The organism is Pseudomonas sp. AK-TSAG1-1 (genome assembly GCF_056821665.1).
The window spans coordinates 3,658,063-3,678,896 of sequence record NZ_CM165965.1; the positions used below are offsets into that span (position 1 = coordinate 3,658,063).

Here is a 20,834-nt window from a genome sequence, read left to right on the forward strand (position 1 = left end):
CCTTTTTATAAACTTGATGAAACGTTTCAGCAAGCTCAAAAACGTCCCTGCACGGGTAAGTACCAGGAAAGATTCGGGACAAACAGGAGAATTGAGCCGATGCCATCGCGAGCAAGCTCTAACTCCCACTCTGGATCGAAGATGAGCACATTTTGTGAGCATTCAAAAAGCGTTTCGGTGGAGTATTTCAGGTGCCGCGATCCTCACGACCGGCCTTTCAACCACACCGAAACCCGCAAGCCACGCTGCCCCACCTCATCCACATACCCCAGGCCCACCCGTGCCCCGGTTCGCTCGGCGATTGCCATGACGATGGACAGCCCCAACCCGGACCCTGCCTCCCCCGTGCCGAGGCTGCGGTAAAACGGATCGAACACCAGCGCCTGCTCTTCAACGCGGATACCCGGCCCCGAGTCCTTGATGTCAATGAGCGCGCCCTGCTCCGCGGGTTCGACACTCAAGTCGACCCGGCCGCCCGCCGGGGTGTAGCGGATGGCGTTGTCCACCAGGTTCTTGATCAGGATGAACAGGTCCAGTTCGTTGATCACGACTTGCACGTCCTCGACGCTTTCCACACCGAGATCGATGCCCTTGTTTTCTGCCAGCGGCAGCAGATCTTCGAGCACCTGACGAAACACGGCGTGCACCGAAACCGTTACCTCTGAGCGTTGCACGACTGATTGCGCGGCGGCCAACGCCAGCAGTTGCTCGATGAGTTTGCGGCTGCGCTCAATGCCCTGGGCCAAGGGCATAAAGCTTTGCCGGGTCGCCTCGGACATGGGCGTGGACGCCAATCGCTCTGCCTGCAGCGATAGCGCGGTCATCGGCGAGCGAAGTTCATGCGCGGCATCGGCGATAAACCGCCGTTGCGTTTCCATGGCCTGCGCAACGCGCTTGAGCAACCGATTGATCGCCACGACAAAAGGCCTGATTTCGCTCGGCAGGTGCTGTTCATCGACAGGATGCAGCGCCTGCTGGTCGCGCTGATCAATCTCTGCCGAGAGCGTCGCGATAGGCCGGAACAGCTTGCGCACCAGGTCCCCGACCACCAACAGCAACACCGGGAACAGAATGAGAAACGGCAGCAGGCTGCGCCAGGCGCTTTCCCGCGCCTCCTTGTCGCGCACGTCGGCCTCTTGCGCGACCACGATGCGTTCGCCTGTCGAAGTGGTCCTGACCAGAACGCGAAAGTCTTCGCCGGCGATGTTCAGTGTCGACAGGCCGTCGGCCAGTGTCACCGGAAACGGCAACGGAATGCTGGCGTCATAGTTGCCGGTCGCTTTGGTGCTGTCGGCCAGGTACTGGACGATGATCCGCGACTCTTCGTCGTCGCCGACGATCCGTTCGGCACCGGGATAGCGCAAGGTCATGTGCTGGCGATCGAACAACACCGCTACCTGGTGCAAGCTTTCGTCCTGCATCTCGTGCGCCTCTTTGAGTGCAGAGATGAACGCGAACGCCCCGGCCAGCACGGCGACGATGAGAATCGCCAGCGACAGCGTGACGGAAAGCCGCAACTGCACCGAGTCGCTCAGACGCCTTTTGAAACCATCCATCCCATCCCCCTGACGTTCTTGATGACATGGTTCCCCAGTTTTCGTCGCAACGCGTGAATCAAAAACTCCACCGCGTTGCTTTCCACTTCGTTGCCCCAGCCGTAGATCCGGTCCTCCAGTTCACTGCGCGAGAGAATCGCTCCCGGGCGGATCAACAGCGCCTGCAACAGTGCGAACTCGCGACTGGAAAGTTGCACCTCGGCGAGGTCGACGGTGGAAGCTTGTTTGGAAACCAGGTTCAACGACACCTCGCCGTTTTCCAGCAACGATTGCGCGTTGCCACCGCGACGGCGCAGTACCGCGCGCATGCGTGCCAGCAATTCGGCCATGGCGAAGGGTTTGAGCAGAAAGTCATCAGCGCCGCCATCGAGCCCGCGCAGGCGGTCATCCAGACCATCGCGGGCGGTGATGATCAGCAGCGGCACGGGGTTGTTGCGTGCGCGAATGGCATCCAGCACATCGAGCCCGTCCTTGCCCGGCAGGCCGAGGTCCAGCAGCACCAGATCGTAGGTCTGGGTGTCGAGCGCCGCCAGCGCAGTCAGGCCGTTTTTCACCCAGTCGGTGGCGTAGCTCGCCTCCTTGAGCGCCCCTTCGATGGCATCCCCAATCATCAGGTCATCTTCGACCAGCAGAATCCGCATGCACCGCTCCGACAGAAAAGGCGCGACGGTGATCCCCGTCGCGCCTGTATTGAAGCACTTGAGCCGGCGTTTGTCCGCCGCCGGCTCAGTGCAGGCTCACTGCTGGCCTTTCATCGCATCGAACGCCTTGAGCAAGTCGTCCATGGCCGACTTGCAGTCAGCCTGCTTCGGCGTACTGGCGCGCAGGGCGTCGAGTGCGCGGTCAATGGCTTTGTCCAGCACATGCCAGTCAGCAGCGGCCCGAGGCTTGATGCCGGCTTCGGCGGAATCCCAGGAGGTTTCCAGATCCTTGATGCGGGTCTTGGCGGCGGGCAAATCATTTTTGTCGACGAGCGCGGTGACGTCGGCAGCGATGCTGCGGAACTCACTCAGATCGCCCAGCTTCGAGCCCGACTGCGCCGGCGCACTCATCGAGCTGGTGGGGGTACCGGCAGCAGGTTTGTCGACGGGTTTCGAACAGCCGGTCAGGCTGCCGAGCAGCACCAGAGACGAGATGATTGCTACATGGCGAAAAGGCGATTGGAAGGCGCGCATGTTGATTCCTTGATAAGTGTCTGAAGGTTATTGAATGGCGGTTTTGCGGTTGCCGAGGCTGATTTGCGCGACCGCCACCAACAGCACGATGACGGTCAGGAAAATTGCGCTGGTCCAGGCGGCGCCCATACCAAGGCCGCCATAAGTCTTGGCCTGAGTCAGCAGGTCACCAAGGGAAGCACCGAACGGGCGAGTGAGGATGTAGGCGATCCAGAAAGTCAGCACCACGTTGGCCCCCAGACGCCAGGCCAGCAGTGTCGCCGCAATCAGCGCACCAAAAATCACCGCACCGACGGTGAATCCCAACCCCAGCGCTTCGGTCGCCAGATCCCCGGCGGCGGTGCCTAGGGCGAAGGTGCAGAGCACGGTGGACCAGTAGAAAAGTTCGCGCCGCGGCGTGTTGATTTCGCGGATCGACAGGTTGTGCTCCAGGCTGAACCAGAGCAGGAAGTTCAACGCCAACAGCACCGAGAACACCGCTGTGCTGACGTACAGGCTGATGTCGAGCATGTCGGTCATGATGTCGGTGATCTGCGTGCCGACGATGCTCACCAGCACCACGGTCAACCAGTAGATCCACGGCGAGTAGGCGCTTTTGCGCATTTGCAGGAACAGCGCGCCACCGAGCAGCAGCGCCATGCCGATGCTGGTCCAGCCAGCGCCGAACCCCGCATCCACGGCGAGGAAGTCGGCGCCGGTTTCCCCTACGGTCGTCGATAGAATCTTGATCACCCAGAAGGCCAGTGTCACTTCGGGGACTTTATTCAGCCATCCGGCTTTAGCGGGATTCATGTGCGGGTAACCTCTCCTGAGCAGCGTCGAACTTGCGCTGAACAAAAGATACGGCCCGATACTTAGCTGAGACTGAGGGCCTCAACCGATTTCTACTCGCCACCCGGCCGCAATGGGCATACGCTGCCAGACTGAAGGATCAGCCTTCTTCAATCCCGACCCCAAGGTGCGAGTTTGCAGTCCACGCCATGACCGCGAGGCATGGATCATGAATACCCCTTCGCCAACACCCCAGCGATCAACTCGCCGGGCCACTCACCTGTTCTATCTGCTGTACAGCCTGACGAGCTATCTGCTGTTTCTCCTCTCCACCCTGTACCTGATCGGTTTTCTGGGCAGATTGCTGGTGCCCAGGCACATCGACTCGGGGCCGCAGCATGCTCTCGTGGTTCCGATAGTTGTCGATATCCTGCTCATCACCCTGTTCGGCGTTCAGCACAGCGTCATGGCCAGAAAAGGCTTCAAGGCCAGACTCGCCCGGGTAATCCCCGCCCCGATCGAACGCGCCACTTACGTGTTATGCAGCAGCCTGGTGCTGGTGCTGCTGTTGTACGCCTGGCGACCGATCGCCACACCGGTCTGGGACGTTACGTCGACAGTGACCGGCGCCCTGCTCTCGGGCCTGTTCTGGCTCGGCTGGGGGCTGGTATTACTGTCGACGTTTCTGATCAGCCACTTCGAACTGTTTGGTCTGAAGCAGGCCATTCGGGCCTTTCAGGATGCTCAGCCGCGATCTTCGCAGTTCCTCACGCCATCGCTTTACAAGGTTGTCAGGCACCCGATGTACCTGGGCTTTCTGATTGCCTTCTGGGCGACGCCGGTGATGAGCGTCGGGCATCTGCTGTTCGCCCTGACCAGTAGCGTGTACATCCTGATCGGCGCGCATCTGGAAGAGAAAGATCTGGTTAGCGCTTTCGGCCGCCAATACCTGGACTATCAGCAACGCGTCGGCATGTTGCTGCCGTTTCGCAAGGCATCGCGGGCGAGCAATAATCCGAAAAGCCCACCTTAGCCGGACGCACACAGGCCGCGGCTGGTGTACCGGCCAGCCCTGCGCGCCTGAAATTTTTCTCGGCTGCCGGTTCGATCACCTAACCTCATAGCGTGTGTGATCAACGAGAACCGGCCCTACTCATGCGCAACGCCTTGAAGTCATTGTTTTTTGTGACGCTGATCCTGCTTGCCCCGGGTGGTTCGGCGCTGTGGGCGGCAGAAATACTGACGCCATCGATGACCACCACGGTACCGCTGGTGGAAGTCTCGCAAAGTGATCTGCAAGCTCTGCAACTGCGCCTCGACGGCTTGAAGCAGCAGATTTCCGCTGCCAACAATTACAACCAGCTCGAAGGCCCGCAGGACCGGGTGCAGACGTTCATCCTGGATGTCGACCGGTTGTCCGCGTCGTTGTTGCCACAGCAGGCGCAACTGGCGGTGCAACTGGGTGTGCTCGGTGCCGCGCCGGATACGCAGATCGCCGCTGAACAAGTCGATATCGCCGCGCAACGGGCGACACTCAGTGAGCAAAAGACCAGGGTCGATACCACGCTCAAGAGTCTCGCTACGCTCAAACAAAGCGCTGCCGACCTGATCACGCAAATCGCCGGCATCCGGCGCACGCTGCTCGAAAGTGAACTGACGCTGCGAACCGACAGCATCCTGAGTCCGGACTTCTGGTCACCTCTGGTTTCGCCGGAACCGGACGACCGGCAACGGCTGGATTTTTTCATCGATCAGGTGAACAGCGCCTGGGCCATGGTCTGGGCGCCCGGACAGCGGTTTTTCACCTGCGTGCTGGTGCTGTTGGCGGCCGTGTTCTGGACTGCCGGACGCCGCCTTGCCGAGCGTGGGCTGACCTGGCTGTGCATCCACCGCATGCCTGAAGGTCGCCTGCGCCGTAGCGCACTGGCGTTCGCCTCGGCCCTGGCGACCGTGGGCACCACGGCCATTGCCCTGCACCTGCTGTTTTATGCCTGCACCCGCCACGAGCCGTTGCCGCCGATGCTTTCGACTTTTTCCGAGGAGTTCGAAAAAGCCGTTTATGCCTGCGTGATGATCACCGCGCTGAGCCGCGCGCTGCTGTCGACACAGCATCCCTCCTGGCGTCTGCCGGCAATTGCCGATGCCGTCGCGCTGACACTGAAGCCCTTCCCGCGGATTCTCGCCGCGACCCTGTTGGTGCTGGTGACGCTGGTGCAAGTGAGCAACGCCACCGGCATGAGCAGTCAGATCGTGATTGCCCAGCGCGGGGTGATCGCGATTGTAGTGATCGCAATTCTGGTGCCGATGCTGTTGCGCACTGGCAAGGTTCGCAAGGCGTTGATCACCGCCAATGACCCGGCAGCGGGCAGCACGTTTGCCGGGGTGATCTACAGCATTGCCACGGTGTCGATGTGCGTGTCGGCGCTGGCCCTGCTCACCGGCTATGTGTCGCTGGCACGGTTCATCACCTATGAACTGGTGTGGGCCTATATCGTGCTGTCGGGGTTCTATCTGCTGATCCAGGTGGTCAAGGACGCCTGCGAATACCTGTTCTCGCCGCGCTATTCGGCGGGCAAGGCGATCAAGCAGACCCTGGGCTTGGGCGACCGCCGGCTGGAGCAGATCTCGATCGTGCTGTCCGGCGTCAGCCGTGCCGGGTTGTTGTTGCTGGCGGTGATCACGCTGTTCGTCGGCGGCATCGGCACCACGCTCGGCCAACTGACCACCAACATCATGGGCATCCTCGGCGGCGCCGGGTTGCGCAAGCTGAACATCGTGCCCGGCCATCTGATCAATGCGGTGCTGGCGTTGCTGATCGGCATCTACCTGATCCGCGCCCTGCGCCGCTGGCTCGACCACGAGTTCCTGCCCAAGACCGACATGGACCCGGGCATGTGCGCGTCGCTCAGCACGCTGTTTTCCAACATCGGTTATGCCGCGGTCATCCTGCTGACCCTGTCGTCACTGGGTGTGCGCTGGACCAACCTCGCGTGGATCGTCAGCGCGCTGTCGGTGGGGATCGGCTTCGGCCTGCAGGAGATCGTCAAGAACTTCGTGTCCGGGCTGATCCTGCTCACCGAGCGCCCGGTGAAGGTCGGCGACCTGATCAGCATCAGCGGCGTCGAGGGCGACATCCGCCGGATCAATGTGCGGGCTACGGAGATCCAGCTCAGCGACCGCTCCATCGTCATCGTGCCTAACTCTCAACTGATCTCGCAGAACCTGCGCAACGTCACCCTCGGCGGCAGTGCCCAAGGAGTAGCGAGCCTGGAACTGATGTTCCCGCTGGACATCGACCCTGAGCAGGTCAAGGAACTGTTGCTGAACACCTACCGGGAAAACGAAAACATCCTCGACAAGCCGGCCTCCTACGTGCGCTTCAGCAAACTGTCGCCAGAGGGCATCACCCTGACGGTGACGGGCTACGTCGGCAGCCCGCGGATCGTCGGCGGGACCAAGAGTGATCTGCTGTTCGAGATTCTCAAGCGGTTGGGCGATGCCGGCATTGCGCTGGCGAAACCACCGACGAGTCCCTGACAGACCATCAAAACCTGTGGCAGCGGGCTTGCTCGCGAAGGCAACTTGTCAGTTGATACTGAGCTGACTGAACCACCGCTTTCGCGAGCAGGCTCACTCCTACATGCGGTGCACACACAAATATCCAAGCCACACAAAACCCTGTGGGAGCGGGCTTGCTCGCGAAGGCTGGTTTTGGGCTGCCATTATTCTTCTGTTCGGCCCGTGCTTTCACGGTCACGTTCGTAGTGGTGAGCCAGCGGCAGCACCGGTAACCAAGCCTCGCGACGGACAGTCCAGAGTTCATAAGTGGGTTTGAACTGGTTCGGCTCATCAAACGAGCCGACATTCACCTCAACTTCATCACCCGAACGCCCCAGCACGGGTGACCCACAGCGCGGGCAGAATACTCGCCCTTGATATTCCCCGGTGTTGCCGCTGACGGTCACCGCACTTTCGGGGAATATCGCCGACGCATGAAACAGCGCGCCGTGATGTTTGCGGCAATCGAGGCAGTGACAGAGGCCGACGCGGTAAGGTTGCCCGGTTGCCTCGAAACGTACATTGCCGCACAGGCAACCGCCGATGAATTGATCCATGTCGCACCTCCTCTGATTGCTTATGTCTTCAGTGTCTGAACGCAACACTGCGCACGCGTTTAAATTACATGAATCATTGCGGCAAAATCCGTTCCCCCCCGCGCTGCTTTGCGCAGTCCATACTGCATTCCTCATCCCCACATTTCGGACACTGACATGCCCTCCCCCGAAGCCACCCTTCTGCAGAGCTGGCACATCAACGCTGACGCCTGGATCGAGGTGATCCGCAGCGGTGCCATCGAAAGCCGCCGGCAGGTCACCGATCAGGCGATCCTGCTGGCAATCATGGGCCGTCAGCCGGAACGTGTGCTCGACTTGGGTTGCGGCGAAGGCTGGTTGTTACGGACGCTGGCCGATCGGGGCATTGATGCGACAGGAGTTGATGGCGATACGACGCTGGTCGAGGCGGCACGCGCGGCAGGGTCGGCCAAGGTGCAGGTCGCCAGTTACGAAGATCTGGTTGACGCCAAGGTCGATGTCGGCCGCGATTTCGAGCTGATCTGCGCGAACTTCTCGCTGCTGCATCAGGACATCATTGCGCTGCTCACGGCGATGAATGCATTACTTGTCCCCGGCGGCGCCTTGATCATCCAGACGCTGCACCCGTGGGCGGTTGCAGCAGGCGACTATCAGGACGGCTGGCGTGAAGAGTCCTTCGCCGGGTTCAAGGGCCAGTGGCAGCCGATGCCGTGGTACTTCCGCACGCTGTCGAGTTGGCTGAATGCCCTGGACATCGCGGGCTTCAGACTGATCGGCCTGCAGGAACCGCAGCATCCGCAAAGCGCGGTGCCGCAGTCGTTGCTGATGATCGCCGAATCGCGCTGACTCGGCAGCTCGAGCCTTTTGTAGGAGTGAGCCTGCTCGCGATGGCGCTGGGTCAGGCGACGCCCATGCAGGCTGTGCCGACGCCATCGCGAGCAGGCACATACCTACAAGGGGTTTGACTTCAATTGTTCGAATTGTCGATCTACGGCACCGCCAGTCGACCAAGGACTGACTACGCTGTTAATCCTGCGTGTCTAACCTGCCGAGGATGACTGCCATGCAACGCTTTCAAAAAATCACGCCGTGCCTGTGGTTCAACGATCAGGCCGAAGCGGCGGCGAAGTTCTACTGCTCGATCTTCGATCACTCGAAAATCACCGGCCTGACCCACTACAGCAAGGTCGGTCAGGAATTTCACGGTAAACCGGAGGGCGCGGTGATGACCGTCAGTTTCGAGCTCGACGGCCAGAGCTTCACTGGCCTCAATGGCGGGCCGATGTTCAAGTTCAGCGAGGCGATCTCGTTTCAGGTCAATTGCCAGAATCAGGAAGAAGTCGACCACTTCTGGGGCAACCTGTCTGCCGGCGGCCCGGTCGAGGCCCAGCAATGCGGCTGGCTCAAGGACAAGTTCGGGGTATCGTGGCAGATCGTGCCGGTGGCGTTCATGCACATGATGCTGGACGCCGACACCAGCAAGTCACAGCGGGCGATGCAGGCCATGTTCAAAATGAAAAAACTCGACATCGCCGAACTGGAGCGGGCCTTTGCCGGCCAGAACTAATACACTCCGGGACTGGCCTGCCGGGAACAATAACGATGAAACACGCTGCCGCCAAAAACCCTGAAAAAGCCCCGCGCTTCTGGCGCGATGACGCCCTGCCGTTTATCGAAGCGCGGGCCATCGCTGATGGCCGTGAGGTCTGCTACGCCCGGCATTCCCATGCGCATTTCTCGATTGGCGCAATCACCGCCGGGCGTAGCATTTATGTGCATGAACACGCGCAGTTCGAGGTCGCGGCCGGCACCGTGGTGCTGATGAATCCGGGTGACGTGCATGCCTGCAACCCGATCGATGACCAGCCGTGGTCATACCTGATGCTGTATGTGGAGACGCCCTGGCTGACGGATTTGCAGCATCAACTGGGGTTCAGTGCCGAACTCGCGTTTCGCCGATTCTCCACCACCCACTTGAATGACCCCCGACTGTTCCGGGACCTGCAAGGGCTTTACGACACGCTGGTCGATGAGCAGCAGGATGCGCTGCGCAAACAGAGCGCAGCGGTCGAGTTTTTCAGCGATCTGCAAGGGCACCTGAACCCGGCGGAACGACCGTTGCGCGAGCCGAATTTCAAGCTCGAACGCGCCGCCGACTTCATCCGCGAACGCTGCACTGCCCTGCTGAGCCTGGACGACATCTGCACGGCGGCGCAGTTGTCGCCGTCCTACCTGATCCGCGCGTTCAAGCTGCATTACGGCATGACCCCGCATGCCTTTTTGGTCAACCAACGCATCCAGTTCGCCCGCGAACGCTTGCGCAACGGGCAATTGATCGCCGATGTGGCGCTTGAAGCGGGATTCGCCGATCAGGCGCATTTTCAGCGGGCATTCAAACAGCACCTGGCCGCCACTCCGGGTCAATATCGCGGCTGACAGCCAAAACCGGCTACGCTGCAGATCAACCACCCGCCCTGGCTTGGGAGTTTGCCTTGGATGATCCTGATTCTTTTACCGTCCGCCGATTACGACCCGACTGAAAGCAGCGTGCCGTGGCAGGCGCTGCGCGACGCGGGCATCGAGGCACGCTTTGCCACGCCGCAAGGCCTGGCTGCCTACGCCGACCCACGGCTGGTGAGCACCGGGTTCGGGCCACTGAACCCTATTCTGATGACACGCAAGGCCGATCTGCACAGTTACGCGCAGATGATCGACAGCCCGGCGTTCCTTCAGCCCCTGGCGTACGCTGATGTCGACTCGACGCAGTTCGACGGTTTGCTGATCCCCGGTGGTCATGCCAAAGGCATGCGCAGCCTGCTGGAATCGGCGCAGGCACGAGACATCGCCCTGCAGTTTTTCAACGCACAAAAACCCGTGGCGGCGGTGTGTCATGGCGTGCTGTTGCTGGCCCGCACCCTCGACCCCGACACCGGACGTTCGATACTGTTCGGGCGCAAAGTCACGGCATTGCTGGGCTCGACCATGGAGCTTCCGGCCTGGCTGATGACGGCAGTCTGGCTCGGGCGCTACTACCGCACTTACAAGCAGACCGTCGAGGCAGAGGTCACCGCGGCGCTGTCGCACAAGGCCGATTTTGTACGTGGCCCGCTCATCGCCAAGCGCGATAGTGCACAAGCGCCGCAAACCGGGTTTGTGGTGCGCGACGGCCAACTGCTCACGGCTCGCTGGCCCGGTGATTGTCACCGATTCGCCGCAGAGTGGGTGGCCATGCTGCAAAGCAGATACGCCGAATACCCAGGATTCAAGGCAGCAGCAGATACCCTGCGCTCACCGCCAGCAGCAACGCCATGAGCCGATTGAACAGACGCATCCCCGCCGGATTGCCCAGATACCCGCGCAAAAACGTCCCGGCATACACCCAGCAACCCACCGACAGATAGCAGATCACCAGATACACCGCCGCAAACTGCCAGACCAGTCGCGCCTCGCCATCGGCCACAAAAGCGCCCATCCCTGCAACGCAGGCCAGCCAGGCTTTAGGGTTGAGCCATTGCATCACGGCGCCATAGAGCATCGTCGGTGCACGTCCCGCTTCCCCGGTACTCAACTGTCCATCATCAATCACCAGTTTCCAGGCCATGAACAACAGAAACGCGACCCCGGCCAGTTGCACCACACGGGTCAGTGACGGCCACAGTGTCAGGACTTCATGCAGCCCAAGGCCCATCAGGACCAGCAATAGCACAAAGCCCAACGTCGCCCCGGCCACATGCCGTTGACTGGCCCGGAAGCCGAACCGCGCACCGGAGCTCAGCGCGACGATATTGACCGGCCCCGGAGTGATGGACGCCACCAGGGCAAATGCGGCCATTGAAACAATCAGACTCATCGCACACCTGCTTCAAAACGAGGAACAAGATGACCACGGTAGCGAGTAGCGCGCCTGCGATATTGCACAAAATTACCCTGACACAATCTCCTTCGCCTCCACTATCGCGCATCCGGCCCGCGCACCTGAAAACGTCCCGACTCAATAACGATTAAAACAACCCACTCAAACACAGCCTGAAACCAATCACGCAAGTCAAAAGAACATAGAGATGGATATAGTTCCCACCCGGACATCAACTTCTACCGGATTCAAATAGAACTCTCTAAACCACGGACGGACTTCGGCAATGAAAATCCCCGCAAATCTTTTTCCCGGCGCACCCTTATCCGCACATCAACTAGAGCGCCGCGCAGCAGCCGAAACAATCAGAACCACACTGGACGCGCTGAAGAAACTTAAAGCATCTGACCCTTATCGCTACCCCACCAATCTTATTGATCTAAAACAACTGGTCGTATCGATTACCGAAGAAAGCCAGTTCTACGCCTTTCAGCTTTCGGCGCATATTGTGCTGCGTCAGTTAGTCCGACAACCGCCGTTCACGGCCATTGTCAGAGCCTTAAACTTGACCAGCGACAATTGGACTCTGATCAGCGAAGAAGGGTTGATCTTTCAGGTTTATGAAGTTGAAAAGCGGGGCGGCATTTTTCTCGAATTCATCAACATTACAGAACAGGTCCGCGCCGACGCTTCGCTCAAGACCGATGCCGAACTGGTGGCAAAAAATGCGTTTCTGACCGGCGCAATCGTTTCTTCCAGCAACCGCGTGCCACTGCTCAACTGGTTACAGTTCCAGCAATTGAGTATGCCGAAGACGATCGACGAAGCGCACAACCTGATCGCACTGCTCGAGCTGACGTTACCCTCTGCGCCGACACACGGTAACTACTGGGGCGTCTGCGGTGAAACCGGCGAAACGAAGCTCTTTATCGACGACGATGACCATTCGCAGATCTATCAAACCATCTACAAGCTGCTGCAACGCGGCGATACACGCCGAGAGCCGCTGATCAACTACTTGACCAACGCGTTACTTAAAAAAGAGACGGCGACGTTTCTGCGTGAATATCCGGAACAAAGCTGGACGCTGTTGATCGAGACAGACGAAGCCAAGGCATTCGCGCAATCCTGCCTTGATGCATTGGACCTGCCGCTACCAGCCAGCGCATCGCCCATCAGTACAGAACAACGCAGCCGTCTTTTGATTGCCGCATTGATGCTGGACTTTTCATTGGGCCGCGCCGACAAAAACCAGAGTTTTATCGCGCATAACATCTACACATCGAGCCATGTTCACGCCAACGCTTATGAGATCCGCAAGGCCCTGCAACAGTTGCTCACCAGGCACGGAGTCAATGAGCCTGCCGTACCGCTGGCAACCCAGCTGATTCTTGCCGGGCTCGCACCGGAGTGTCTGGTCAGGGCTCCGGCGGCACTGCAGCTTGGCACACCCGGCTGGGTGATGTTGCGCAAATCAGTATTGCTGGCCGAGAGCGTTGCCCCCGGACTTTCCCGTCAGATGTCCTATGAAAAACTGCTTGAGCTTGGGGCAATTACGCCAGTCAGCACTCAACAAGAGATGCTGCACGACTGGGCAAACCTGCACGCAATCAGGGACTGGGCGACCCTTAATGAAGTCAACCCGGTCAACGCCGATGTACTTCCGACACAGGAAATCATCAAGCAGGCCGCCAGTCACTACAACGCACACATAGAGGCCGTAACAACAGCGCTCGACGTGATCGCCACCCCACCCGTCAGTCGGCGGAAGTGGGCAATTGATGTACTGAATGAAACTAGCTGCCCACCGCTGACGCAAGTAGAGTTGCCTCGCGATCGCCGTTACAAAAGCCAGTACCATTCCGTGCTGGATATCTACATGACGCGTGATTTATTACGTCGACAGGAATACGACACCAGAACGGGCAAGAGCATCTACAAAAGATCCCCAAGCCTGTTAGCGCTGGAGCCGATCGACACCCTCTATACAACCAAGGTAAAAGAGCACTTCGAGAAATATAAATCTGCAATCGCTACGGTTTCACGGCTGGCGATGTCGCGCCTTCCCCTGCGAGACCGATTGGCGATCGAGCACGGTGAGCTGGCTATTTATCATGTGCGCAATACAACGCCGCGCGCAGGATTAGGAAGCAACAATCCACCGCGCGATGCCGCCAATACGGGAAGTTTTGGCGTGGTGATTCTATGCCGACTCGGCACGCAAATAAGCGGTTATGAATTATTCCCGTTACAGGGCATATGCCGCCGCAATCCAGAACTGGCTAAAGCCTACACGCAAGGCCGGACTCTCGATATTGGTGGGTGGTACACCGTCGGCCCTAATGGTGATGACGACCCTTTCAAGTCTTTGACCTTTCTGAATAACGCCGTTGTCGATATGGACGAGTATTTCAAAGGAAGCGAGCAAAGGGATGAAGAAGAATATAAAACAACGGGGGTCTTGCTCGAGCGCTTTGCTGAACTTGAAAGCCTGCCTGATAGGCCTCCGTACCTTCGCAGCCCGCTGCAAAGTTTCCACTCCGAACGTTTCAACATGATTGGAGAGAAGGTTGCCAACCATAATCCACCTACCACTTACGATCAGTTTTATGCCACGGGCTACGACAAAACCAAACTCCAAGAGAGGCTCGATCAAAACGACAACATCGTGGATACCATTCTTAATGTCATCATTCCGTTCAAACAGTGCATCGAAGGCATCGTTTCGGGAGACCGAGAGCGTCACAGCGAAACTGTATTCAGCTGTGTCATGGACCTTACCGCCATCCTCTTTGTCTTTGCCGGAGCGGTCGGCCCCTTCAGTAAAGCGCTGGCCAGCAGCTCAAAGCTGCTGAATCTGAGCAAGGTCGGCTCACGATTTTTGTTATCGGCGTTCAATCCGCTTGATGGCGTGCCAACACTGGCCTACGGAGGAGCCAAACTGGTTGGCAAAGGAGCGATGAAACTGAGTCACTTCGGCCATTCCGTGACCAAGGCTGGTGCAGGCCAACTGCGTGCGTTGACCGCAACAACCAGTGGCTCGTATGACCTGGTCAGGGCGCTGAACAAGACAGGCGTCGCCGCCGATATTCGCATGACGCTGCCGACAGTGGCTCACGCCCGAGCTCTGTTCAACGATGATGCGCTGGAAACGGTCGAACACATCGTCGCACGACTGAGTGGCGAGGCGGTTTCCGTCCCCAAAGGCACGTCCTCGGCAGAACTGCAGCATCTGTTCAACAATGCGACGAGAGAAGCGACTCAGTCCTCGAAAGGTTTCCGAGACCTGGAGTCATTGATCGGCCATGCCGCAGCGAACGACGTACTGATCACCTTCACAAAAAGCAAAGGCCCTCAGTTCAACGGCACCAAGTTCACTACAAACGCGGGTGACTATTCCGACACACTTGGCTTCCTGGCCGAGCTCGAAACAAAGAAAATCAACTACCTCAAGAGTCATCAGCAAAGCGTCTTGAAGCTGGATCTGGGCAAGCCGCCCTACACCGACGTAATGCCGGAATCTGCTTTCAACCCCCGGGGTTTCACCGACCATGCACAGAGGGCCGGAGCCTGGATGGTCAAGGGCTCGACCTCCGATAACGAACTGGAACACATCGTTGCGATCCTGCGTGAATACACGGGCAACAACAAATCCCTGACCGACGCGGCCGTGGTCAAAGAGATCCACAGCCGACTGGTTCCTCAACTGGCAGGGACTGTGCGTGAGGCCGGGGCGCCCTCAAAATATGGCAGCAGCGTCAGTGGTTATGCCTTGTTGGAGCAACATCTGAAGCAACTGGATGCCGCCCATGATCACTTCGACAAGCACTTGCTGGCAGCCATTGCAGGTTTTCAGGGCTTCGGCGATGGCAATGGCCGCACCGCCAGCGCGGTGTACGCGATCAGCCAGCTACGCAACCACCGATTTACACCGATGCCGAAACACGTATTCATATTGTTGAGTGACCTGGGTTGACCCCGGGTCCGTGCCCCGTTCGCCGGGGCACGGACTATTCATCGGTTTTCAACACTCACCGGCACGGTGAACCGAAACTCGGTGCCCTTTCCCGGCTCGCTGCTGGCCTCGATCCGCCCGCCATGGGCTTCAACGATGCCCTGAGTGATGTACAAACCCAGCCCGGTTCCGGTCGGATTGCCCTCCTTCACCGTCCAGTAGCGGTCAAACACATGCGCCAGGTTTTCCTTGGGAATGCCTTCGCCGGTATCACGCACGGTGAACACGATTTCGTGACCCACCGACTTCGCCAGCACGCCCACCGAGCCCCTGTGTGGCGTGAACTTGATCGCGTTGCCGATCAGGTTCGACAGCACCTGAAACAGACGTTCCGGATCGGCATGGATTTTCAGATCGGCGTCGGCTTCAAACGAGATGCTGATGTCCTTGTCCAGCGCCAGCGGCCCGAGCAGCGCCTGGGTCTCCTCGAACATCTGCCCGACATCCAGAGTCTGCGGTGCGATGCTGTAGCGCCCGGCGTCGATTTTCGAGGTATCGAGCAGGTCTTCGAGCAGCGTGTTCATGCGCCCGGCCGCTTGCTGCATGGTGTCGATGGCTGTGGAAATCCGCCGTGAGGTATGCGGGCCGTCGGAGCTGAAGGCTTTCTGCATCATGCCGCAGAGCATCGAAATCACCGTCATCGGGTTGCGCAGGTCGTGGGAGACCACCGCCACCAGCTCGTCCCGTGCTCGCACCGCCTCCTGCTCGCGGCGCACTTGCCGGGCCAGATCGTTTTCCAGGGCCGAGCGGCGCAGGTCATTGGCGGCAAACCGGTCACCGTGGCTCCATTTGGTGGAGATTCCGGCCATCTCGACTTTCCAGATTTCGAATGACGTGCGCGGGCGCAGCCGCAGGCCGGCGTCGGAGTTTTCCAGATCCAGCGGTTTGCGTGGATCGCCGCTCCAATTGATGTTCTCTTTCACTTCCGGGCGGAACCACAGCACACCGTTGTCCACCGGTTTGGGCAGGCTCATCGCAAGGACGCCGCTGGCCACTTGCTGAAACTGCGCGGCGGGCGGGTACACACTGGCCAGGTGATGACTGGCGAACACCGCCTCGCCGCTGTCCTGCAACCAGCGGTGCAAGGCGCGGATGTCATCCGGCTCCGGGCAGTTGCCGTAACGGTGCAACTGCTTGTCTTCGATGATCGCGATACCTCCCGCCCCGGCCAGCGCCATCAGCACTTGCGGCTGCTGCGCCAGACCGTCGAAAACGTTTTGCGGCGAATCGATCATTGCCTGATTGAGCAGCGCCAGCGCCTCAACCTTTTCTTCACGCTGACGGCTGATTTCCAGCGCTTCCATGGCGCTGATCTGCAGCGACAATACCTGGCCGATGGTCTGACAGGCGCTGCGCAGCTCATGCGGCACGTGCAGCGGCTGGCGGTTACCGCAACTGATCAGGCCCCACAATTTGTCGCCCTTGAGCAGGGAAATGCTCATCGATGACAGCACGCCCATGTTCTTCATGTACTGACAGTGGATCGGCGAAACGCTGCGCAGCGTGGCGAAACTCAGGTCCAGCGCGGTCTGGGTGTCAGGACGCAGCTTGGGCACCAGCGGCACCGGCTGGTAATCGGCGTTGGGGATGATCCGCAGCCAGTTGGTGCGATACAGCTCACGCGCCTGCTCGGGGATGTCAGAGGCCGGGAAGAACAGACCATTGAACACTTCCATCGACGGATCGGACGCCTCGGCAATCACCTGGCCGTGCCCCTCCTCTTCGAATCGGTAGATCAGCACCCGGTCGTAACCGGTCATCGCCTGGATTTCCTTGACGCTGATGTCGTAAAGCGCCTGCAGGGTGGTCGCCGCTTGCAGGCGCTGGAGCATGCGCCCCAGGTGGGTCTGGTTGCCGGCGACGTTACGCGGCTGGAAGTTCTCGACGTGGATTTCCAGTTCCAGAATCAACACGCCCTGATGGCGGTGCAGCAGGCCTTCGAACGCGGTGCCGTTGAGGTGAAAATGCAGCGGTCCCGCGTCGGAAAATGACGCTTGCTGCATGGCTGCGCGCACGGCAGCGGCATGCACGTCGCCGAGCAGACTATGCAGCGGCTGGCCGATCAGTTGTTCTGCCGGGCGCGCCAGCAAGGACTCGACGTTGGCGCTGATCTGAATGATTTCCAGAGCAGGCTCGCTCAGGGTCAGCAACAGGCCATGGGGCTGGATTGCGCCGGGAAAGCGGATCGGTTCGTCGGCGCAGTTGGCCAGCAGTTCTTCAAAGGCTTGTTGGTCTTGCGGGGTCATGCCAGTACCTCCCGGCTTTCGAGCCAGCGCTCGAAACAGCTGAATGTGGTTTGAGCCGCGGCGACAACAGCCGCGCGCTCGTCGACGTCCATCGGGCACGCGCCCAGGTATTCAATGAAATCGCGCCAGCGGCGGCCGGTGGCGGCGCCGTAAACGTCGAGAAAGGCTGCACCGTTGTCGGCGTCCAGACTCAGGCGCGTGGCGATTTCGCGGCGCAGGATCTGCCCGCCCAGCGTCGCGCCTTCGAGCACGTACAACACGCCCAGGCACGCCGCGCCGGAATCGATGACCGGCAATTGGCGACAGATCGGCAAGCGCTCCAGCCCCTGGGTCGACTCGCCCATGTTGTGCAGATCGCGTTGCAGGGTTGGGGTCTTGAGTCGCGGGGCGAGATCGAAATCGGCGGGAATGCAGGCGCTGTCGAGCAAGGCGGTTTCCAGTGGCTGGTAAAACCCGTAATAGGCCTGCATCAACCGGTGGAAGGCGTTCGCATCGAGCTGATCGGAGAAAAAAGGAAGGCGTTTTTCCAGTGCGATGTGCAGTTCGGCAGTGCCGGCCCGCAGATCTTGCAGCACTGGTGGCACATAAACATCACGAGCCTTTGATTGCATGTATTTCGCTCTTGGTGGGGCCGCCTGGGGCCTTGCAGGGTTGGTATGGCAGAGGGCGAAGTTATCACGGCCTCCGCCCATGCTGACTGGGCAGGCAATTTTTTTCTGCCGCAGCCACCCCCTTCGAGTCTTTCTGAGTGGCCGTGGCAGCGTAAAGTTCGACCGGGTTGATCAACGAGCATCGACGCTGTACCGCGACAGCGTCGCTTGACTGTACGGGGCGCTTCGCCCGGGGGCTGTGATAAAAATGCGCATCCACGTTTCTGGAGTGCCACCATGGACCTCGCCACGCTCACACTGTTTCTCCCGGCCTGTTTCGCCCTGAACATGGCCCCCGGCCCGAACAACCTGCTGTCGGTGAGCAATGCCACCCGTTATGGTTATCGACGTGCCTGCGCGGCCGGTATCGGGCGGATTCTGGCGTTCGCCGGGATGATCGCCCTCGCTGGCGCGGGACTGTCGGTGGTGCTGCAAACCTCGGAATGGCTGTTCCACGCGATCAAGATCATCGGCGCGGCGTATTTGTTGTACCTGGCGTGGCAACTGTGGCGGGCCAATCCCGATGCCGGGCAGCAGCTAACAGGCACCTCGGTTGGCTTTTTCCGCCTGGCGCGCCAGGAGTTTCTGGTGGCGGCGGGTAATCCGAAAGCGATCCTGCTGTTCACCGCGTTTCTGCCGCAATTCGTCGACCCGAGCCGTCCGGTACCGGCGCAATTCGCCGTGCTCGGCGCGCTGTTCCTGCTGCTGGAATGGATCGCCATTGGCGCCTACGCCTGGATGGGCCTGCACATGCGCCGCTGGTTCGCCGAGCCGCGCGGCAAACGCATCTTCAACCGTTGCTGCGCGGGACTGCTGTCGGCGGCGGCTTCGGTGCTGCTGATGGCGAAACGGGCTTAAGCCTCGGACGGGCCTTTGAGTTCGACCTGATTGCCGTCCGGGTCGAAGCAGTACAGCGACAGACCATAGCCCTCGGCGCCAAAACGTCTGGCGGCTTTTTCGACGCTCAGGCCGTGCGCCTGCAAGTGTTTGGTCAGCGCCGGTTCATCGAACGGTTCGATGCGCAGGCAGAAGTGATCGACGTTGCGCCGCTCGGCACCGGCCGCCCCGCCGCCCTTGCGCCCCAACTCACCCTGCAAGTCGACAAGATCGATCATCGAACTGCCGGCACGCAGGTGCACCAGCCCCAGTTTCTCGTTTTGCCTGACCACTTCGGCACCGAATACCTGGCCGTAAAAATCGATACTGCGCTGCAGCTCTGCGACGCGCAGGACGATGTGGTCGATACGTTGGATGATGAACGGTTGCATGGGGTTGCTTCCTCAAATCGGCGACCCGCTGATTGTGGTGCAGAATCAAAAAAATTCATTGTCGATTTTTCGGTGGAGCCATCGAAATCCTGGATTTAAGCTCTGGCCATGAACATACAAACCGCAATCCTGCCGCCCCACGCCGAGATGGTTCGCGCCATGCTCGAACGCGACACCGCCTATGAGGGGGTGTTTTTCACGGCCGTGAAAACCACCGGGATCTTCTGCCGCCCCAGTTGCACGGCGCGCAAGCCGAAACCGGAAAACGTCGAATTCTTCGCCCATGCCGATGAATGCCTGACGGCCGGCTATCGCGCTTGCCTGCGCTGCAAACCGCTGGACGCCGCCGCGATTGCCCCCGAATGGGTGCAGCGCCTGCTGACCGCCGTCGATGCGGCCCCGGAGCTGCGCTGGAGCGACGCTCAGTTGCTGGCCGCAGGCATCGAGCCGCTGAAGCTGCGGCGCTGGTTCAAGCAGCATTTCGGCATGACTTTCCACGCCTGGCTGCGCACCCGCCGGCTGGGCATGGCGCTGGGCGGAATCCGCCAAGGTACGTCGATTGACCATGCGGCGTTTGATTCCGGCTACGAATCGCTCAGCGGTTTTCGCGATGCGTTCCAGAAGTCGTTCCACATCACCCCGGGCCGGGCGGCCAACAGTGAACCGCTACTGTTCACCCGCCTGACCACGCCGTTGGGGCCGATGATCGCCATGGCCGAACATCGCGGGCTGGTGTTGCTGGAGTTTCTCGATCGCCCGGCACTGACCCGCGAGATCGATGAGCTGCAGACCCGCCACGGCTACGTGGTCGCACCGGGGCACAACGCCCATCTACAGCAGATCGAGCAGCAACTGAACGAATATTTTGCCGGTACGCGCAGCGTGTTCAGCGTACCCTTGCACCTGCCCGGCAGCGAGTTCGCGCGGCAAGTCTGGCGCGAACTGCTGAACATCCCTTATGGCCGCACCAGCACCTACGGCAGTGTCGCCGCACGCCTGGGCAAACCCGGCGCCAGTCGTGCGGTGGGGCTGGCCAACGGGCACAATCGCCTAGCGATCGTGGTGCCGTGCCATCGGGTGATCGGTGCGGATGGCTCGCTGACCGGCTATGGTGGTGGGCAGCCGCGCAAGGCGTTTCTGCTGCGGCTGGAAAACGCCGCCGTGCAGCTCACGCAGCCACTGGCTTTCTGACCACGGCACAACATA

General features: G+C 60.0%; 18 protein-coding genes. 9 read left to right on the plus strand and 9 right to left on the minus strand.

Annotation, left to right across the window (positions count from 1 at the left end; translation table 11 throughout):
• Positions 1–203: 203 nt before the first annotated feature.
• The 4 genes from AC1UK9_RS16100 to AC1UK9_RS16115 form a co-directional block, all read right to left on the minus strand.
• Positions 204–1,556, minus strand: a complete 1,353-nt coding sequence (locus AC1UK9_RS16100) for an ATP-binding protein (RefSeq protein ID WP_482577962.1) — start codon at positions 1,554–1,556, stop codon at positions 204–206.
• Positions 1,532–2,197, minus strand: coding sequence for a response regulator (locus tag AC1UK9_RS16105; RefSeq protein ID WP_473012782.1), 666 nt, complete (start codon positions 2,195–2,197; stop codon positions 1,532–1,534). The genes AC1UK9_RS16100 and AC1UK9_RS16105 overlap by 25 nt, the downstream gene beginning before the upstream one ends.
• A gap of 96 nt (positions 2,198–2,293) precedes the next feature.
• Positions 2,294–2,731, minus strand: a complete 438-nt coding sequence (locus tag AC1UK9_RS16110) for a hypothetical protein (protein WP_482577964.1) — start codon at positions 2,729–2,731, stop codon at positions 2,294–2,296.
• Between the two features lie 27 nt (positions 2,732–2,758).
• The gene (locus tag AC1UK9_RS16115; protein ID WP_025113481.1) at positions 2,759–3,523 is read right to left on the minus strand and encodes a COG4705 family protein; all 765 of its coding nucleotides are present in this window, start codon (positions 3,521–3,523) and stop codon (positions 2,759–2,761) included.
• 208 nt (positions 3,524–3,731) lie between these two features.
• On the opposite strand from AC1UK9_RS16115, the gene mddA reads away from it, so the two are divergent.
• Both mddA and AC1UK9_RS16125 read left to right on the plus strand, forming a co-directional pair.
• Positions 3,732–4,535, plus strand: a complete 804-nt coding sequence (gene mddA, locus AC1UK9_RS16120) for a methanethiol S-methyltransferase (protein ID WP_482577966.1) — start codon at positions 3,732–3,734, stop codon at positions 4,533–4,535.
• 122 nt (positions 4,536–4,657) lie between these two features.
• Positions 4,658–7,039: a DUF3772 domain-containing protein gene (locus AC1UK9_RS16125; RefSeq protein WP_482577967.1), complete on the plus strand. Its 2,382-nt coding sequence runs from the start codon at positions 4,658–4,660 to the stop codon at positions 7,037–7,039.
• 185 nt (positions 7,040–7,224) lie between these two features.
• On the opposite strand, the gene AC1UK9_RS16130 is transcribed toward AC1UK9_RS16125, so the two are convergent.
• Positions 7,225–7,617, minus strand: a complete 393-nt coding sequence (locus tag AC1UK9_RS16130) for a GFA family protein (RefSeq protein ID WP_473012787.1) — start codon at positions 7,615–7,617, stop codon at positions 7,225–7,227.
• A gap of 156 nt (positions 7,618–7,773) precedes the next feature.
• Between AC1UK9_RS16130 and AC1UK9_RS16135 the strand changes: the two genes are divergently transcribed.
• The 4 genes from AC1UK9_RS16135 (at position 7,774) to AC1UK9_RS16150 (ending at position 10,908) form a co-directional block, all read left to right on the plus strand.
• Positions 7,774–8,442, plus strand: coding sequence for a class I SAM-dependent methyltransferase (locus tag AC1UK9_RS16135; RefSeq protein WP_482577968.1), 669 nt, complete (start codon positions 7,774–7,776; stop codon positions 8,440–8,442).
• A gap of 217 nt (positions 8,443–8,659) precedes the next feature.
• Complete coding sequence (locus tag AC1UK9_RS16140) at positions 8,660–9,163, plus strand: VOC family protein (RefSeq protein ID WP_473012789.1); 504 nt, start codon at positions 8,660–8,662, stop codon at positions 9,161–9,163.
• 35 nt (positions 9,164–9,198) lie between these two features.
• The gene (locus AC1UK9_RS16145; RefSeq protein ID WP_473012790.1) at positions 9,199–10,032 is read left to right on the plus strand and encodes a helix-turn-helix transcriptional regulator; all 834 of its coding nucleotides are present in this window, start codon (positions 9,199–9,201) and stop codon (positions 10,030–10,032) included.
• A 60-nt stretch (positions 10,033–10,092) separates the two neighbouring features.
• A complete protein-coding gene (locus AC1UK9_RS16150) occupies positions 10,093–10,908 on the plus strand; it encodes a type 1 glutamine amidotransferase domain-containing protein (protein WP_482577969.1) in 816 nt (271 codons plus the stop codon).
• On the opposite strand, the gene AC1UK9_RS16155 is transcribed toward AC1UK9_RS16150, so the two are convergent.
• Entirely contained in the window at positions 10,859–11,446 is a 588-nt protein-coding gene (locus tag AC1UK9_RS16155; protein WP_482577970.1) for a LysE family translocator, read from the minus strand. The two genes, AC1UK9_RS16150 and AC1UK9_RS16155, sit on opposite strands and share 50 nt — an antisense overlap.
• Positions 11,447–11,735: 289 nt before the next feature.
• Between AC1UK9_RS16155 and AC1UK9_RS16160 the strand changes: the two genes are divergently transcribed.
• Positions 11,736–15,425: a hypothetical protein gene (locus AC1UK9_RS16160; protein WP_482577971.1), complete on the plus strand. Its 3,690-nt coding sequence runs from the start codon at positions 11,736–11,738 to the stop codon at positions 15,423–15,425.
• Positions 15,426–15,463: 38 nt separating this feature from the next.
• Here AC1UK9_RS16160 and AC1UK9_RS16165 read toward each other — a convergent pair whose 3' ends face one another.
• Together AC1UK9_RS16165 and AC1UK9_RS16170 are read right to left on the minus strand one after the other, a co-directional pair.
• Complete coding sequence (locus AC1UK9_RS16165; protein ID WP_482577972.1) at positions 15,464–17,710, minus strand: ATP-binding protein; 2,247 nt, start codon at positions 17,708–17,710, stop codon at positions 15,464–15,466.
• Positions 17,707–18,321, minus strand: coding sequence for a biliverdin-producing heme oxygenase (locus tag AC1UK9_RS16170; RefSeq protein WP_482577973.1), 615 nt, complete (start codon positions 18,319–18,321; stop codon positions 17,707–17,709). Before AC1UK9_RS16170 ends, AC1UK9_RS16165 begins: the two co-directional genes overlap by 4 nt.
• A gap of 276 nt (positions 18,322–18,597) precedes the next feature.
• Between AC1UK9_RS16170 and AC1UK9_RS16175 the strand changes: the two genes are divergently transcribed.
• Positions 18,598–19,218 carry a LysE family translocator gene (locus tag AC1UK9_RS16175; protein ID WP_482577975.1) on the plus strand — a complete coding sequence of 207 codons (621 nt, stop codon included), beginning with the start codon at positions 18,598–18,600 and terminating at the stop codon, positions 19,216–19,218.
• On the opposite strand, the gene AC1UK9_RS16180 is transcribed toward AC1UK9_RS16175, so the two are convergent.
• Positions 19,215–19,628, minus strand: coding sequence for a VOC family protein (locus tag AC1UK9_RS16180; RefSeq protein ID WP_482577976.1), 414 nt, complete (start codon positions 19,626–19,628; stop codon positions 19,215–19,217). The two genes, AC1UK9_RS16175 and AC1UK9_RS16180, sit on opposite strands and share 4 nt — an antisense overlap.
• 108 nt (positions 19,629–19,736) lie before the next feature.
• Between AC1UK9_RS16180 and AC1UK9_RS16185 the strand changes: the two genes are divergently transcribed.
• The gene (locus tag AC1UK9_RS16185; RefSeq protein ID WP_482577977.1) at positions 19,737–20,819 is read left to right on the plus strand and encodes a bifunctional transcriptional activator/DNA repair enzyme AdaA; all 1,083 of its coding nucleotides are present in this window, start codon (positions 19,737–19,739) and stop codon (positions 20,817–20,819) included.
• Positions 20,820–20,834 lie beyond the last annotated feature (15 nt).